Annotated in this window: 16 protein-coding genes; 10 read left to right on the top strand and 6 right to left on the bottom strand. The window is 50.3% G+C overall.

What is annotated here, in order from left to right; translation table 11 throughout:
* The first annotated feature begins 20 nt into the window (after positions 1–20).
* From pstA to ACGHZ6_RS24265, 4 genes are all read left to right on the top strand, one after another.
* Complete coding sequence (pstA, locus tag ACGHZ6_RS24280; protein ID WP_390619212.1) at positions 21–1,316, top strand: phosphate ABC transporter permease PstA; 1,296 nt, start codon at positions 21–23, stop codon at positions 1,314–1,316.
* A 22-nt stretch (positions 1,317–1,338) separates the two neighbouring features.
* A complete protein-coding gene (gene pstB, locus ACGHZ6_RS24275; RefSeq protein ID WP_390619211.1) occupies positions 1,339–2,211 on the top strand; it encodes a phosphate ABC transporter ATP-binding protein PstB in 873 nt (290 codons plus the stop codon).
* A 22-nt stretch (positions 2,212–2,233) separates the two neighbouring features.
* On the top strand, positions 2,234–2,950 hold the full coding sequence (gene phoU, locus ACGHZ6_RS24270; protein ID WP_390616666.1) for a phosphate signaling complex protein PhoU: 717 nt from the start codon (positions 2,234–2,236) through the stop codon (positions 2,948–2,950).
* Between the two features lie 167 nt (positions 2,951–3,117).
* Complete coding sequence (locus tag ACGHZ6_RS24265; RefSeq protein WP_390616665.1) at positions 3,118–3,357, top strand: hypothetical protein; 240 nt, start codon at positions 3,118–3,120, stop codon at positions 3,355–3,357.
* A 15-nt stretch (positions 3,358–3,372) separates the two neighbouring features.
* Here the strand turns inward: ACGHZ6_RS24265 and ACGHZ6_RS24260 are convergent, their stop codons facing one another.
* The gene (locus tag ACGHZ6_RS24260) at positions 3,373–4,665 is read right to left on the bottom strand and encodes a M48 family metalloprotease (RefSeq protein WP_390616664.1); all 1,293 of its coding nucleotides are present in this window, start codon (positions 4,663–4,665) and stop codon (positions 3,373–3,375) included.
* Positions 4,666–4,759: 94 nt separating this feature from the next.
* Between ACGHZ6_RS24260 and ACGHZ6_RS24255 the strand changes: the two genes are divergently transcribed.
* The 6 genes from ACGHZ6_RS24255 to ACGHZ6_RS24230 all read left to right on the top strand — a co-directional run bounded on the left by ACGHZ6_RS24255 (position 4,760) and on the right by ACGHZ6_RS24230 (position 10,469).
* Positions 4,760–5,239: a DUF4265 domain-containing protein gene (locus ACGHZ6_RS24255; RefSeq protein ID WP_390616663.1), complete on the top strand. Its 480-nt coding sequence runs from the start codon at positions 4,760–4,762 to the stop codon at positions 5,237–5,239.
* Positions 5,240–5,294: 55 nt separating this feature from the next.
* Positions 5,295–6,071, top strand: a complete 777-nt coding sequence (gene yaaA / locus ACGHZ6_RS24250; protein WP_390616662.1) for a peroxide stress protein YaaA — start codon at positions 5,295–5,297, stop codon at positions 6,069–6,071.
* Positions 6,072–6,222: 151 nt separating this feature from the next.
* Positions 6,223–6,549: a TfoX/Sxy family protein gene (locus tag ACGHZ6_RS24245; protein ID WP_390616661.1), complete on the top strand. Its 327-nt coding sequence runs from the start codon at positions 6,223–6,225 to the stop codon at positions 6,547–6,549.
* A gap of 201 nt (positions 6,550–6,750) precedes the next feature.
* A complete protein-coding gene (locus tag ACGHZ6_RS24240; protein ID WP_390616658.1) occupies positions 6,751–8,775 on the top strand; it encodes a methyl-accepting chemotaxis protein in 2,025 nt (674 codons plus the stop codon).
* A gap of 212 nt (positions 8,776–8,987) precedes the next feature.
* The gene (locus ACGHZ6_RS24235) at positions 8,988–9,866 is read left to right on the top strand and encodes a response regulator (RefSeq protein WP_390616657.1); all 879 of its coding nucleotides are present in this window, start codon (positions 8,988–8,990) and stop codon (positions 9,864–9,866) included.
* Positions 9,867–9,878: 12 nt separating this feature from the next.
* Positions 9,879–10,469, top strand: a complete 591-nt coding sequence (locus ACGHZ6_RS24230) for a DUF938 domain-containing protein (protein WP_390616656.1) — start codon at positions 9,879–9,881, stop codon at positions 10,467–10,469.
* A 106-nt stretch (positions 10,470–10,575) separates the two neighbouring features.
* Here the strand turns inward: ACGHZ6_RS24230 and ACGHZ6_RS24225 are convergent, their stop codons facing one another.
* From ACGHZ6_RS24225 to ACGHZ6_RS24205, 5 genes are all read right to left on the bottom strand, one after another.
* Complete coding sequence (locus ACGHZ6_RS24225; RefSeq protein ID WP_390616655.1) at positions 10,576–11,700, bottom strand: GNAT family N-acetyltransferase; 1,125 nt, start codon at positions 11,698–11,700, stop codon at positions 10,576–10,578.
* 99 nt (positions 11,701–11,799) lie between these two features.
* Positions 11,800–13,080: a phosphate regulon sensor histidine kinase PhoR gene (phoR, locus tag ACGHZ6_RS24220; RefSeq protein ID WP_390616654.1), complete on the bottom strand. Its 1,281-nt coding sequence runs from the start codon at positions 13,078–13,080 to the stop codon at positions 11,800–11,802.
* Positions 13,081–13,134: 54 nt separating this feature from the next.
* On the bottom strand, positions 13,135–13,839 hold the full coding sequence (gene phoB / locus ACGHZ6_RS24215; RefSeq protein ID WP_390616653.1) for a phosphate regulon transcriptional regulator PhoB: 705 nt from the start codon (positions 13,837–13,839) through the stop codon (positions 13,135–13,137).
* A 114-nt stretch (positions 13,840–13,953) separates the two neighbouring features.
* Positions 13,954–14,847: a 4-hydroxybenzoate octaprenyltransferase gene (gene ubiA / locus ACGHZ6_RS24210; protein WP_390616652.1), complete on the bottom strand. Its 894-nt coding sequence runs from the start codon at positions 14,845–14,847 to the stop codon at positions 13,954–13,956.
* A gap of 14 nt (positions 14,848–14,861) precedes the next feature.
* Positions 14,862–15,407, bottom strand: a complete 546-nt coding sequence (locus ACGHZ6_RS24205; RefSeq protein ID WP_390616651.1) for a chorismate--pyruvate lyase family protein — start codon at positions 15,405–15,407, stop codon at positions 14,862–14,864.
* Between the last annotated feature and the right edge of the window lie 156 nt (positions 15,408–15,563).

Here is a 15,563-nt window from a genome sequence, read left to right as displayed (position 1 = left end):
ATAAGTCCATGCAAAACGAAGTGAAACACGAAAACGGCTCATCGAAACCTTCAACGATCGAGCTGGTTAACAAGAACCTGGCCAAGCGCTACCGTGCCGAGAAGCGCTTCCGCGCCTATGGTATCGCCTCCATCCTGTTTGGTTTGGCCTGCTTGGTGGTGTTGTTTACCGATATTATTGGCAAGGGTCACACCGCTTTTATGCAAACCGAGGTGTACCTGGATATTGATCTGTCCGCAGAACAGCTGGACATCAGTGATATCAATGATGCCAATCAGGTAGCGGCAGCCGATTATCAAGGGGTGATTAAAAAAGCCCTGCGTGAGCGTTTCCCTGAGGTTAAGGGGCGCCGCGATAAGCGCAAGCTCTATTCTGTCGTCAGTAATGGTGCCGGTTTTACCCTGCGCGGTATGCTGGAATCAGATCCTTCCCTGCTGAACCAGAAGATGGGTGTTTGGTTGTTGGCCGATGACGATATCGACACCTATTACAAAACCCTGGGTGATGGCGATGCGTTTACCGGTCGTATGAGCGAGAAGCAGCAATCTTGGATTGCAAGCTTGATCGAAGAAGATCAAATTAAGAAGAGCTTCAACACCACCTTCTTTACCGCTGGTGATTCCCGTGAGCCAGAACAGGCGGGTATTCACGGCGCCATTATGGGCTCACTGTTTACCCTGTTGGTGACCATTGTGCTGTCTTTCCCGATTGGTGTCGCTGCAGCGATTTACCTGGAAGAATACGCACCGAAAAACAAGTTCACCGATTTTATTGAAGTGAACATCAACAACCTGGCTGCGGTACCGTCAATTATTTTCGGTCTGCTGGGTTTGGCGATCTTTATTGGCTTCTTCGAGATGCACCGCTCGATTCCGCTGGTGGGTGGTTTTGTATTAACCCTGATGACCCTGCCGACCATCATTATTTCCAGTCGTGCAGCGATTAAGGCCGTACCACCTTCGATCCGCGAAGCGGCAATGGGTATTGGTGCGTCTAAGATGCAGGTGGTACTGCACCATGTATTACCACTAGCCATGCCGGGTATGCTGACTGGCGCTATTATTGGTTTCGCCCAGGCGTTGGGTGAAACCGCGCCGCTGCTGATGATTGGTATGGTGGCCTTTATTGTAGATATTCCCGGTGGCGTTACCGACCCGGCCACTGCCCTGCCGGTACAAATTTTCCTTTGGTCTGACAGCCCCGAACGCGCCTTTGTTGAGCGGACTTCCGCAGCGATTATGGTGTTGTTGGCCTTCCTGATAGCCATGAATACTCTGGCGGTTTGGCTGCGTAAGCGCCTTGAGCGCCGCTGGTAGAAAGTAGAAAGAGGTTTTTATGATGGAAGCGATAGCTGAAAAACAGACTACAGTAGATAGCAAATCAAACGTACGAGATGAGCCTGTGATTGATCAAGATATGACTGGTGCCCAAACCGTTGGTGTACCTTTTGCGGACAACCCCAAAATGTCCATGCGTAATGTCAACGTACATTACGCTGACAAGCAGGCTATCTTTGATGTCAGCCTGGATATCGGCAAAAACGAAGTCGTTGCCATGATTGGTCCATCCGGTTGTGGTAAGTCGACTTTCCTGCGCTGCTTAAACCGCATGAACGACACCATTGATATCTGTCGTATTGACGGTTCATTGCAGCTGGAAGGTCAGGATATCTACGATCCAAAACTGGATGTTGTGCCTCTGCGTGCCCGCGTCGGTATGGTATTCCAGAAGCCAAACCCCTTCCCGAAATCCATTTACGATAACGTTGCCTACGGCCCGCGTATCCATGGCCTGGCCATGCGTCGTACCGAGCTGGATGAAATCGTTGAAACCAGCCTGCAAAAAGCCGGTTTGTGGAATGAAGTAAAAGATCGTTTGCACGCACCGGGCACTGGTTTGTCCGGTGGTCAGCAGCAGCGCCTCTGTATTGCCCGTACCATTGCCGTAAGCCCAGAAGTAATCCTGATGGATGAACCCTGCTCTGCATTGGACCCCATTGCGACAGCCAAAATTGAAGAGCTGATCGCTGAGTTGAGCGAAAACTACACCATCGCCATTGTTACTCACTCCATGCAGCAGGCGGCACGTGTTTCTAACCGCACAGCCTATTTCCATATGGGCAAACTGATCGAAGTGAACGATACTGAGAAGGTATTTACCAATCCAGATCACGAGCTTACCGAAGCTTACATCACCGGTCGTTTTGGTTAATTGAGGAGAAAGGAGAGAACAAATGGATAATTTACATTTAGATCAGCATATCTCCCAGCAGTTTAATGCCGACCTGGAAGACTTAAAAACCCAACTGCTGGAAATGGGCGGTGTGGTTGAGCAGCAGATTGTTGATGCGGTTAAAGCTATTGAAAACGCCGACGGCGATCTGGCTGAGCGTGTTATCGTTGTTGAAGACGACGTTGATGAGCGTGAAGTCAACCTGGATGAGAACTGCACCATGGTACTGGCCCGTCGCCAGCCAGCAGCCTCAGACCTGCGTATGGTTCTCGCGGTAGCCAAGATCACCCGCGACCTGGAGCGTATGGGTGATGAGGCACAGAAGATTGCCAAGATGGCTATCTCTTTGAACGAAGACGGTGGCGCTCCACGCGGTTATGTCGAGCTGCGCCATATCGGTTCCATCGTTCAGAAGATGGTTAACTCTACCCTGGACGCCTTTGCCCGTTTTGACGTGGAAACCGCACTGGAAGTGGCTAAGGAAGACAACAAGGTTGACCAGGAATACAAGAGTGCCATGCGTGAAATGGCCACCTATATGATGGAAGATCCGCGCTCAATCAGCCGCGTGATGAACATTATGTGGGCCCTGCGTGCCCTGGAGCGTATTGGTGATCACGCCCGCAATATCGCCGAGCACACTATTTACCTGGTGCGTGGCCTGGATGTTCGCCACACCAGCGTCAAGGAAATCGAGCGCCAGTTACACGAATCCTGATCGTTGCCTTTTCTTGTTCCTGCCCCATAAAGGGGCAGGAACAAGCGCCTCACAAACAGCCTTAACACATCACTTCAATCACCTGACAATCTCGCGTATGCTTGCCCAGCGCAGATTCGACGTAACTGCCTTCCGTATTAAAGAATAAAAGAGCGTTTAAAAGCCGTATGTTAAAACCCTGGGGTGTAATGTGTCTGTCGTTGGTAATGGCCTTGTTATTAGTGGCCTGTGATGGACGTGGTTCGAAAATTCGTCAGCTAAGTGATCATGAATTGGCTGAGCGCTACGGCTATTGCCTGGATCGTAAACCCACTGCCCCCGGAAAGGCGCAAGCCTGTGAAAACCTACGCCGTGAGTGTGAACGTCGTAAGGAAGAGATAGGCAGCTATATCTGCCGTCACCGCTAGCGGCTGTATCTTCCCTTATCGATTCTGCTGCTTATTTTGCTGGGGCTGCATAATATCTTGTATCCGCTTGGCCGCCTTCTGGCCTAGCTCGCCACCACCCTGCGTGGCCTTGTTGTAGTATTCCACCGCACTGCGGTAGTCACCCTGCCCTTCCATCAATTCACCCAGATGAAAGCTAGCCATTTGCGTTGGCAGTAGCGTCAGACTCTGTTGTAGATCCTGTGTGGCGGTTTCCGTGCGGCCCAGTTCCTTGGCACTTAACCCCCGCCCCAGATATGACATAAAGTACTCCGGATCAAGGCTGATCGCTTTACTAAAGGCGGTACTGGCGGATTTAAAGTGATTCTTGTTCATATGCAGCTGGCCTTTGGTCACCCAGAATAAATGTTCTTTGGGTTGCTTGTTTATAGCCTGCTGTACCAGTGACAGGGCGCGGTCGACATCTTTGTCGTTGGCGGCCTTGATGGCTTCTTGATGGGTTTTATAGGCGCCGGCATCGCGTTTTATCTGGGCAATAGCACGCTGGTAAGTGGCGCGATTGCGCTTACCTGAGGGTAACTGCTCGGCTTTACGCTGATTGGCGACAACCCGGGTTTGTGACGGTGGATGACTGGCAAACAGACCGGATAACCAATCGCTTTGTCGCCCTTCGGATAAGCGCACAAAGGTCTGCTGTAATTCCACGGCGGCTTGTGGTTCATAGCCTGCCAAGGCCATATATTCCATACCGTAGTAGTCTGATTCCAGTTCATGGTCTTGACCATACTGGGCCAAGACAAGGGCTGAGCCCATCTGCGCACCGGTATTGATCAGATCCCCGTAGCCAGTATTTTTCCCGGCAATAGTGAGGAACTGGGAGCCAAGCCCAAGTAACATCTGCTGGGTCATTTGTGAGGCGCTGTGGCGTGCAGCGGCGTGGACGATTTCATGGGCGAGAACAGAGGCCAGCTGAGCCTCATCTTCCATTTCCATTAACAGGCCGCGGTTGATGGCAATCTTGCCCCCAGGCAGCGCCCAGGCGTTGGGTACATCGTTATTGAGTACCACAAACTCGTAGGGCAAATTCGGGCGTTGGCTCACAGCTGCCAGCTTGTGCCCGACTTGCGAAACATACAAATTAAGGTCGGGATCGACGCTGTAGCGTCCTCCCTGAGATTGCTGTGATGGCGCATATTGGCGCGTGCCTATGGCTACTTCCTGACTGGCAGACATCAAGGTAAATTGCTGCTCGCCGGTGACCGGATTGACTGAACAACCACCCATCAGCCCGGCAAAACCAATTGCCGCTATAAAACCTAACAATCTCACCTGATCTATCTCCTATGCAAGCTGTTCCGTATAATCGCCCTTGGCCTGTTAACACAATATGAATGGCCCAAGGATTAAAGAGAATTTTAACAGTATGAGTAGTGCATTACAGGTTATTGAATTGTTTGCTGGTACCGGACCCGACGGCAAGCCGGTTGTTGAGCGACTGCAGGTCAAGGTAAATGAGGATGACAGTTGTCAGCTAGTGCGTTCGCCAGCCTTTATTAAGGGTATTGCCAGCGGCGATACCATTAAGCTGGAACAGGGAACGCAGAATTTTAGCCTGATAAAACGTGCGGGTAATCTGTGTATCCGTGTCTTTAGCCGGGGCGATACTGAAGCTCTGAGTGAGCGATTGACACCACACCTGGAAAAGCTTGGCGGCGAGCTGGACACAGAAACACCACGGTTACTGGTTTACAGTATCCATGTCAGTTGTGGTTTTACCGCCATTGAAAAGATCCTTAACGATCATATGGATGCCGAGAGCATGTGGATGTACGGCAATGTCTATGATCCACAGGATGGCCAGACCCCGTTGAACTGGTGGCAAGACATTTTAAAACCCGAATAACACCTGGATTCTCGCTGTAAAGATCCATCGAACTACTGAAGAAATGAGATAGCACATGTTACTGGTTATATCCCCTGCAAAGAATTTGGATTATGAAACGCCGGCCAAAACCAAACAAAAGAGTGAGCCGGACTTCTTGGATGACGCTCAGGAGTTGATTGACGAGTTGCGTGAACTGGCGCCGCAGGATATCTCCACCCTAATGGGCATCAGCGATAAGTTGGGTGTGTTGAACTACGATCGTTATCAACAGTGGTCTACACCTTTCACCGAAGATAATGCCAAGCAAGCAGTATTGGCTTTTAACGGTGATGTGTATACCGGCCTTGATGCCAACAACTTCAAAGCCGATGAGTTTAAGTTTGCGCAAAAACATTTACGTATTTTGTCTGGTTTATACGGTTTACTAAAACCACTGGATTTAATGCAGCCTTACCGCCTGGAAATGGGCACCAAGTTTACCAACCAGCGTGGCAAGGACTTGTATCAGTTCTGGGGCGAGGCGATTACCGATGCACTGAACAAACAGTTAAAGTCAGTGAAGTCTGATGTGCTGGTTAACCTGGCATCCAATGAGTACTTTAAATCCGTCAAACCCAAGTTGCTTAATGCTGAAGTGGTAACGCCGGTGTTTAAGGACTGGAAAGGTGATAAATACAAAATCATTAGCTTCTACGCCAAGAAAGCTCGAGGTTTGATGGCGGCTTATATCATCAAGAACAAACTTACAGATGTAGAGGATATAAAGGGTTTTGATTACGAAGGTTATCGTTTTAATGAAGGTATGAGTTCCGCCAAGGAATGGGTATTTACCCGCCAATTAGAACAATAACTGCGAGCCGTTTTGCAAATTAAGGCAGTGGCGTGTATTGCCACTTGCCTTCTCGATAAAGTGTATGTAGCTTTAGGTGCCATATATTCATCCCGACGTTGTTATTAAAAACAGTTAATAACAACATAGATAATAAAAACGGGGGTAAGTGATGGCTGTATCAGAGCATTTTATAAATCGCGTGGTAGGCACCCTGTCTCACGAAAGCCCTATTCGGGTTCAGCGTCTGTTTGATGGTGCCGGCCTTTATATCGAAGATCAGTTCTTTGGTCTGGTTGTCGATGACCAGCTTTATTTTCACACGACCCCCGCAACCCGCGACCGCTATCTAAAAGCGGGCATGGAACCCTTTCGCCCTTACGGTGATGATGGCAAGTGTTTGCAGTTTTACCGTGTGCCTGATCAGATCGTCAGTTGTCAGCAGGATTTATGCGATTGGATGAATTACGCTTGTGACCGAGTAGTCGAGCCGGCATAGATATTTGCCTTTTGGCAGTTGCTTCTTCGCTTAAATTTCTGTGGATAATAAGTCACGCGACAAATTGCCGTTTCTGTAATAAGAATAGAAAAACCTCAGAGAATTTATTCTAGAAAATCGTCCCCAAGCAAACACGCGTTTGCCGTCTATTGTCTATGCTTTTTGAGTGTTTGCGTGGCAAATAACTAAGAGAAGGCGGACATGACGTTACTTTCCCCAGCGGTCTCTATGATGGGACAGCTCAAATATCCCTACAAATTTACGATCATTTCACTGATCTTTCTGATTCCCCTATTGGTGTTTTTCTATGCGGCAGTCAGTGCGGTGAACCAGCAGTTAAGTCTGGCAAAGAAGGAATTACAGGGCGTAACACTGTTAACGCAAATCCGACCCCTAATCGAGGATGTTGCAAAACATCGGGGTATGACTCACGCCCTGTTAAGTGGCGATAGCAGCTTTGCGCTGCGGGTGGAAAAGCAGAAAAAACTTATCAATGACCACTTTGATCAACTGTTCCAACATAACGAATTAATTGGGGAGTTGAATCTGTCCAATGAAATTCAAGAGATAAGAAAACTGTGGACAGACATTAAAAGTGAAAAAATGCAATTGCAGCTTAGTTTTCAGCGTCATACCGAGCTGATCGACAAGGTGTTGGGCATCAATGTGCTGGTGGCGGACAACTCACGTTTAACCCTAGATCCGGAAATAGAAACCTATTATCTGATGGATGCGGTGGTTAACCGTTTACCGTTGTTGGTTGAAAACCTCGGGCAGGTGCGTGGTAAAGCTACGGGGGTGGCAGCTAATGGCGAAGCATCGACTGAAGAGGCTTTCGCTATCTCCAGTAGTCTGCAAAAAGTAAAAGCTGCCCAAAAAGGATTTTTGCACGGGCTGGGTCAAATAAGATCGGCCAATCACCCAAGTGTCGACCAATTGATTTATAAAGCTGACCGTCTAATGCCGGAGCTCAATGAGTATCTGGCGTATGTTAATAAGGAGATTCTGGTGGCCGCTGCTGTTGGCTGGATTGAAGCACATCCGGCAACCATTTTTGACAGTGGCACCAAAATTATTACCGAGAGCTTTGAAATTTATGATGGCTCTCTGGGCACCTTGAATGAACTTCTGCAGCAACGTATTGAGGATAGCCAATATAAGTTAATTGCAGCCTTTTGTTCTATCGTCTTGTCACTGGCGGTCATCGCCTATCTTTACCTGGCGTTTTATGTCTCTGTTAAACGGGCCATTGAAGCCATTGTTGAGACTTCCAGGGAGCTGATGAAAGGCAATCTCAGTAGTCGTGTGGTTTTGGATACCCACGATGAGACTGAAGAGATTTCCAAATCCTTTAACCAGATGGCACAGAACTTTAACAATGTGGTTAAAGACGTGAGTAAAGCCACGGATGTGCTTAATCACAGCGTCGAGAACGTTGCGGTGGTATCAGAGCAAACCAGTAAAAATGTTCGCTCGCAACACGATCAAACCCAGCAGGTGGTATCCGCTATCACCGAAATGAATGCATCATCACAGGAGATTGCTCGCAATACCAGCGCAGCATCGGCGGCAGCCGAGGACGCACATCTGCAAATCAACAACAGTGGTGAAATGATTCACGCGACGCAAAACTCCATAAATTCGTTGGCTGAGGACATTCAGCAGGCGGTTGATGTGATGGATGGCATGGCCAAGGAAAGTGAAAACATTGGCAAGGTGTTGGATGTTATTAAAGGTATTGCCGAGCAAACCAATTTACTGGCGTTAAATGCCGCGATTGAGGCCGCTCGTGCCGGTGAGCAGGGGCGCGGCTTTGCCGTGGTGGCCGACGAGGTGCGCAGTCTGGCGAAAAAAACCCACGAAAGTACCTCTGAGATCCAAAATATGATCGAAAGGCTGCAATCCCGCTCCGGTGAAGCGGTAACAGTCATTCAAAAGGGGCGGGAAAGAGCCCATGAAACCGAACAGCAATCCGAGCAAACCGTGGGTAGTCTGGGAGAGGTACAGCAGGCCATTAACCGCCTCCACGATATGATAACCAGTATTGCCAGTGCGGCCGAGGAGCAGACGCTGGTTTGCGATGAGATTAACCGCAATATTATCAATATTGAAGATGCCACTCGAGACACCTCCCAAGGCGCAGATCAAACAGCCTCGGCCGGTTGTGAAATGGCTCAACAGGCGGAAAAACTGCGCGGTATGGTTGATAATTTCAAGCTTTCCTAGGGTTTATGTCTTCTCCACTCGTTTTGGGCCGTTTATCGGCCCTTTTCTTTGCAAATCAATAAGTTAATAATGATCAACCGGTCAGGAGCGGCTTATAACGGTCCTGTGTATATGAGCGTTTAATGGCCGAGTCTACTACCCTATAACAGTAGGGTTAATGTTTTACCCTGCCTGCCGATGAGGCTATGGGTGATGTAACCAGAGAGTAAACTATGGCAGTAAGAATACTTGTCGTTGATGATGCCAGCTTTATCCGCGATATGGTCAAACGCCAACTGCGTGAAAAGATACCGGGCGTGGAAATATACGACGCAACCGATGGCCATCGCGCAGTCGCTTCCCTGAAAAAGCAACGCGTGGACCTGGTGCTCAGCGACTGGGAAATGCCTGGCATGAGTGGAGAAGAGCTGCTGCAGTGGATTCGCGGTAATGAAACCTTTGCCAACCTGCCATTTATTATGGTGACCAGCCGCGGCGACAGGGATCATGTGATTAAAGCCGTTGAAGCCGGTGTCTCGGATTATCTCACCAAACCCTTTACCCCTGAGGAGCTGCTGACCAAAACCATAAAGCAGCTGCGCAAGGCCGGTGTTGAACTCAATGCACCGCAAAAGTCTGTGGGATCAACCCAGGGGGTGGCTTTTTCATCGGTGGATGTCTTGACCGGTGGCGCCAAACAACCCGAGAAGCCAAAGCAGCCTGCAGTGCAGGAGGCTGGTGGTGCTTTTGCCAAACCCGCTGCAGCCAAGCCGAAAGCCAAGCCCAAGGCGGCAGCGAAACCACGTACCAAAGGCCGCGCCCAGCTGCGGTTCCCTAACACTATTTGCGCATGTGTGGTTAAGGATATTTCCCTGCAGGCCATGAATGGGTTGATTCAGCGCGCTGAGAATCTGCCGACAGTGTTTGATCAAGCCGTTGTTGATATCGAAACCGATGACGGTGAGAGCGTGGCTCGCGTCAATGGCTATGTACACAGTATCCAGGCCGCAGAAAGCCGGGTCGATACCAATGTGATTAAAATTATTATCCGCTTTGTGGATAATGATCCGGAAAAATTCGAAGTCCTGTCGAAATATATCGCCAACAGTTAATCCTAGATTCTTATGCAAAAACCATTTTCCCAAGCCTGCGAGAATAATCGCGGGCCTATCTTCTCTGTGTTGGAAACCTGCTTTGCCGATTGTAATCGTGTCCTGGAAATAGGCAGTGGTACCGGCCAACACGCGGTGTACTTTGCCGAGCGCTTACCGCATGTGTATTGGCAAACCAGTGACCTCGCCATCAATCACCCGGGTATTAATGCCTGGGTGGCAGACTATGCGGGCGGTAATTTACATGCGCCTATTGAGTTGGATGTTTCTGTATCCAATTGGGGGATAGAAGCTGATGCTGTATTTTCCGCTAACACGGCCCACATTATGAGTTGGCCTGTGGCACAACAGATGATAGCCGGTGTCGGCGCCCTGCTCCCCGCCGATGGCATATTTGCGCTCTATGGTCCTTTTAATTACAACGGCCAGTTTACCAGTGCCAGTAATGCGCAGTTTGATCTGTGGTTAAAACAGCAACAACCGCATCAGGGCATTCGTCATTTTGAAGAGGTGGTTGCTTGTGCTGAAGCCGCGGGTATGGCCTTACAGCAAGATAACGAAATGCCAGCCAACAACCGCCTATTGGTATTCAAGAAAAGCTAGGGGTCCGACCCTGCGGGTCGTACCCCGGATGAGTAGCACCCAAACGAAGTTAAAAACACGGGGTCTGACCCGCAGGGTCAGACCCCTCCCTTGGATTAGACCCTTCCTAGGATTTAAAAGGTAGATAGTTACAGCAATCTGCCTGGTAGTGTTTTATCCCCGCCGCTTCCCGCTGCAAAAAATCCTCAACCGCCGCCTGCAGTCGCGTATCGGCAAGCCAGTGATAGGAATGGGTAAACACCGGTGTAAATCCGCGCTGAATTTTATGTTCACCCTGGGCGCCGGGATCAAAGCGTTTTAGTTTTTTCTCAATCGCAAACTCAATACCCTGATAATAACAGGCTTCAAAGTGCAAGCCGGGAATGTCATCCAGCGTGCCCCAGTAGCGTCCATACAGGGTGTGATGATCAAAAAAATACAGGGCAGCGGCTACAATATTCCCTGCCTGTGTGGCCACAACCATCATGATTTGATCCGGTTGCTGGGCAAGTTGTTTAAAAAAGCTCGCATTCAAATAACCACTGCCGCCGCTGCGTTTTAAATAAGTTGCATGATAAAAGGTGTAAAACTGGCGCCAGTGCTCGGGGGTTATCTCATGACCACAGAGGCGTTCAAGTGTCACTTCCTGCTCGATCACCTGACGCCTTTCACGTTTAACACTTTTGCGTTTGCGGGAGTTAAAGCGGGACAGAAAATCATCAAAGCTGTCGTAGTCCTGGTTAAACCAGTGAAACTGGCAGCCCAGGCGCGGCATCATGTGGTTAGTGGGTAAATGATGGCCTTCTTCGGGAAACAGATAATGCCAGGAGCTTGCCCCCAGGCGTTGAGCTTCCTGCTGCACACTATCAATAATAAAATTTATTAGCGCTTGTCGATCTTGATTGGGTGCAATAGCAATCCGCGGCCCAGTGGCCGGCGTAAAGGGGATAGCCGTGAGCAGCTTGGGGTAATAGGTTAAACCACAGCGGTGGTAAGCATCGGCCCAGGCCCAATCAAATACATATTCACCGTAGGAGTGGGTTTTTAGATAAAGCGGCAGTGCCGCGATTGGGCAATCATTATCAAAGACAATCAGGTGGTAGGGTTGCCAGCCGCTGTCTTCGGTTGTGCACTTGCCCAGCTCCAGGGCCAGGAGAAAATGATGTTTTACAAATGGGTAATCAGAGGCCCAAAGACTGTCCCATTGCTCGGCGGACAGTTGGTTGATGGAATCAATAAATCGGGCCTTCATGGTGATGCTTTTTCCCTGGTACAGGTATCACCCAGGATGGATGAACAGACGCTCTAAGTGTACTGCGTTTAAACGCTACGCGACTACAGCGAAAGTGGTTTACGCTTTACGGGAAACAGGGAAGACACAAGTAAACTGGCTGCCCTTGCCCAGCTTGCTTTCAATTTCGAGTTGGCCTTTGTGGCGCAACAGCACGTGTTTAACGATGGCCAGTCCCAGCCCGGTACCGCCGGTAGCGCTGGTGCGGCTGCTGTCGACGCGGTAAAAGCGCTCGGTAAGGCGAGGTAAATGAATTGGATCTATACCATTGCCGTTATCGATAACGGCAATGCGAATATGCTGATTATCTTCCGATACCTGAATATCGACATTGGCGCCTTCAGGGGAATATTTCACCGCATTAAATACCAGGTTGGAAATGGCGCTGTGCAGTTCTTTTTCGTTGCCCAACAGGGCCAGTTGGTTGTCGCAATTGAGTGTAATCTGATGGCTCTTGTCGCCGGACAGGGCCTCGGCATCGCTTTTGATGGTGGACAATAGCGGTTGTAGTTTTACCGGCAGCTGGTCGTGATCGCTGCTGTCGGTTTCCAGTTTAGACAGGGCGATTAAATCATTAATCAGCGCGGTCATACGCTGCCCCTGTTGCTCCATCTGGCCCAACGCCTTTTCCCATACTGGGGGCATTTCCGGGGTCATGGACAGGGTTTCTACATATCCACGGATAACGGTTAACGGTGTGCGCAGCTCGTGGGAGACATTGGCGACAAAGTCCTTACGCATCTGTTCGAGCTTATAAATGCGGGTGATGTCGCGAACGATCATCAGATGTTCACCCTGACCGAATCGGGTGATTTGAAACAGTAGTCGCTTGTCACCATCCGGCGATGGCAGGTCCAACGGCTCACTGAAGTCGCCTTCTTCAAAATAGTGAACAAACTGCGGGTGGCGAATATAGTTGACCAGAGGATGACCCTGATCCTGAGAGACAAAGCCGAGCATGTCCTGGGCGGAACGGTTAAACCAGTCCAGATTGCCGCGGTTATCCAGCAGTACGGCGCCGTCACGCAGTGCCGCGGTGGTTTCGCGGCCGCGCTTGATCATGCCCTGCAGGCGACCTTTTTCCCGCTGCTGACGTTTTTGCAGGCGGATAATGCTGTCGAAAATATCGCCCCAAATACCACTGGCTTCGGGGGGATCTTTGCGGCGGGAAGATTTAAGCCAGACGTCGAGGCGGTGAATTTGCCACAACATCCAGCCCATATAGACGGAACCGCCGAGAATCAGCGTCCATTCCAGATAACCATTAAGCAGACCGAAGCCGATGCAGAGAATGGTAAAAAATATCACGCGCCGAATTTCGGCAGTAAATCCTCTGTACAAGGTCAGGCGGTCCTTACTTGATGAATCGTTTGTAAAACCTGCGCAGGTAAGCGGTTAAATTTTCGCCGTTACCTTGGTAGAAAAGCGGTATCCCGCGCCGCGCACAGTTTGAACAAAACGGTCGTGATCATCAAGCTGTAATGCCTTGCGAAGACGACGAATATGCACATCCACCGTACGCTCTTCCACATACACATTGCCACCCCAGACATGGTCCAGCAATTGGCTGCGGCTGTAGACGCGCTCCTGGTGGGTCAGGAAGAATTCCAGCAGGCGGTACTCGGTCGGGCCCATCTGTACCGGCTCATCGTTGATGGTGACACGGTGGCTGATAGGATCGAGAATCAAGCCTTCGACGGCGATGGGGCCACTGTCGGTCAGGGTGTCGGTACGACGTAAAACAGCCTTCAGGCGTGCTACCAGCTCACGGGGTGAGAAGGGTTTGGTGATATAGTCATCGGCACCGACTTCCAGGCCCTGGATTTTATTATCTTCCTCGCCCTTGGCGGTCAGCATAATAATGGGCACCTGGGCGGTCACTTCGTCGCGCTTCAGGCGGCGGGCCAGCTCTACACCACTGGTGCCGGGCAGCATCCAGTCGAGCAGGATGAGGTCGGGTTTTTGATCGACGATTAAACTGTGTGCTTGTTGGGCGTCCTCTGCTTCCAAGCAACGGTAATCGGCCATTTCCAGGGCGATACGAAGCATATCACGGATTGCTGGCTCGTCGTCGACAATAAGAATCGTTTTATCGGGCATGGTCACTTGCCTGTGCTACAAATGGGTTATTCGGAAAGGCCGATCTAAAGGTGCTGAAGGCCTTTCAGGATAGATCCCTATTAAATAAAGGTTTTGTGACAGCTATATGACAGATTAGCGGATTAATGCATCCAGGGCTATTCCCATAAACACAATTGCCCCAACCCAATTGTTATTCAAAAAGGCGCTAAAGCAGGCCTGGCGCTGGCGATAGCGGATCAGGTACTGCTGATAGACAAACAGGCTGGCCGCCAAAATCAGGCTGGCATAATAGCCCTGGCCCAGCTCAAAACGCTGGCCGACCATCAACATGGCGACAATTACCATGCCCTGTAACACCCCGGTAATCAGCCGATCCTGCTCGCCAAACAATATTGCGGTGGATTTGACGCCAATTTTCAGGTCATCGTTGCGATCGACCATGGCATAAAAAGTGTCATAGGCCACGGTCCACAGAACCACGGCAACATAAACTAGCCAGATATGCGGGCTCAGCTCATTGGTCTGGGCGGCAAAAGCCATAGGGATGCTCCAGGCAAAGGCTGCCCCCAGCACCACCTGTGGCAAGTGGGTATAGCGCTTCATAAATGGGTAACAGAAGGCCAGTGCAACACCGCCAAAGGCCAGTTGTACCGTCAGGGTGTTGGTCATTAGTACCAGTACAAAGGCTACCAGGCACAGCCCCATAAATAGCGCCACTGCTTCCTTACTCGTTACCGTGCCCTGAACTAATGGTCGTCCTTGGGTACGTTCCACATGGCCGTCGACCTTGCGGTCGGCAAAATCATTAATCACACAGCCTGCAGCCCGCATCAAAATTACACCCAGAGTGAATATCACCAGCACGTCCCAATCGGGCATGACTTTGCCTTGACTACCAGCGGCCAGCCACAGGGCCCACAGGGTTGGCCACAACAACAATAAGGTGCCAATAGGGCGATCAAAGCGCATTAATTGCCAAAAGGCTGGCAGGCGTTGGCGAATGTTATCGATGGTGGTGGCAGACATAGGGTTACGGTCGATTATTGGGCCGAAAGGGTTTGGTTAAAGGCATCTAGAAAGATCTCGCACACCAGCAGGGGTTTATTGTCCAGGTAAAAGCGAGAGCGTCGCCCCCACAGTGGTGTGGTGCTGCGTACCTTTTGCGGTATCAGGGGATTGTCGGCCTTGAAGCAGGCGATTTCAATAGGGCTGCGATACATCGCCGGATCATTAAACAGCATGGCGCCCAAGGGACGGTTGTCCAGCTTGCGCAAACTGCGCAGGCGTCCGGTCAGAGTGCATTGCGGCAAAATACTGCGGGCATAGACCCAGGGCTGATCCTGGCCATATAAGATAACTTCGCGCACCAGCGCATAGCGCCTGGGTGATATGCCCAGGCTGCGTGCTTCTGACAAGCGGGGTTTGCCCCACCCCTGAGACAGCACCTCTACCCTGAACTGACCATGGCTTAAGTGTTGCAGGCGTGACGTTAGCGAGCCGCGATCAAAAAGCCATTGGCTGAGTGGTGTCGAGGGTTTGCTGTGTCCTGTAGGGCGGTTATGCCAAGAAGGTTCTTTACAACCCATATCCGCTTAGTCTGTTATCCGAAAAAGTACCTAAAGTCCCCTGCAATGGGGCTTGGCGGCTTAAAAAGCTTTACCCAAACGGTCTAGCTTGGTTTAATGCGGGGATAATAACAAAATTGAGCGGGACCGGAGAGAAAAGTTATCGTCTACGACGAA

Source organism: Maricurvus nonylphenolicus (genome assembly GCF_042854845.1).
Classification (GTDB): Bacteria; Pseudomonadota; Gammaproteobacteria; order Pseudomonadales; family Cellvibrionaceae; genus Maricurvus; species Maricurvus nonylphenolicus.
This window is presented reverse-complemented; position numbering and strand designations above follow the sequence as displayed.

Bases quoted from the DNA above. Each gene is read 5' to 3' on its own strand.
- pstB (WP_390619211.1), top strand. From the start codon at position 1,339: ATGGAAGCGATAGCTGAAAAACAGACTACAGTAGATAGCAAATCAAAC.
- phoU (WP_390616666.1), top strand. From the start codon at position 2,234: ATGGATAATTTACATTTAGATCAGCATATCTCCCAGCAGTTTAATGCC.
- ACGHZ6_RS24265 (WP_390616665.1), top strand. From the start codon at position 3,118: ATGTTAAAACCCTGGGGTGTAATGTGTCTGTCGTTGGTAATGGCCTTG.
- ACGHZ6_RS24255 (WP_390616663.1), top strand. From the start codon at position 4,760: ATGAGTAGTGCATTACAGGTTATTGAATTGTTTGCTGGTACCGGACCC.
- yaaA (WP_390616662.1), top strand. From the start codon at position 5,295: ATGTTACTGGTTATATCCCCTGCAAAGAATTTGGATTATGAAACGCCG.
- ACGHZ6_RS24245 (WP_390616661.1), top strand. From the start codon at position 6,223: ATGGCTGTATCAGAGCATTTTATAAATCGCGTGGTAGGCACCCTGTCT.
- ACGHZ6_RS24240 (WP_390616658.1), top strand. From the start codon at position 6,751: ATGACGTTACTTTCCCCAGCGGTCTCTATGATGGGACAGCTCAAATAT.
- ACGHZ6_RS24235 (WP_390616657.1), top strand. From the start codon at position 8,988: ATGGCAGTAAGAATACTTGTCGTTGATGATGCCAGCTTTATCCGCGAT.
- ACGHZ6_RS24230 (WP_390616656.1), top strand. From the start codon at position 9,879: ATGCAAAAACCATTTTCCCAAGCCTGCGAGAATAATCGCGGGCCTATC.
- ACGHZ6_RS24225 (WP_390616655.1), bottom strand. From the start codon at position 11,700: ATGAAGGCCCGATTTATTGATTCCATCAACCAACTGTCCGCCGAGCAA.
- phoB (WP_390616653.1), bottom strand. From the start codon at position 13,839: ATGCCCGATAAAACGATTCTTATTGTCGACGACGAGCCAGCAATCCGT.
- ubiA (WP_390616652.1), bottom strand. From the start codon at position 14,847: ATGTCTGCCACCACCATCGATAACATTCGCCAACGCCTGCCAGCCTTT.
- ACGHZ6_RS24205 (WP_390616651.1), bottom strand. From the start codon at position 15,407: ATGGGTTGTAAAGAACCTTCTTGGCATAACCGCCCTACAGGACACAGC.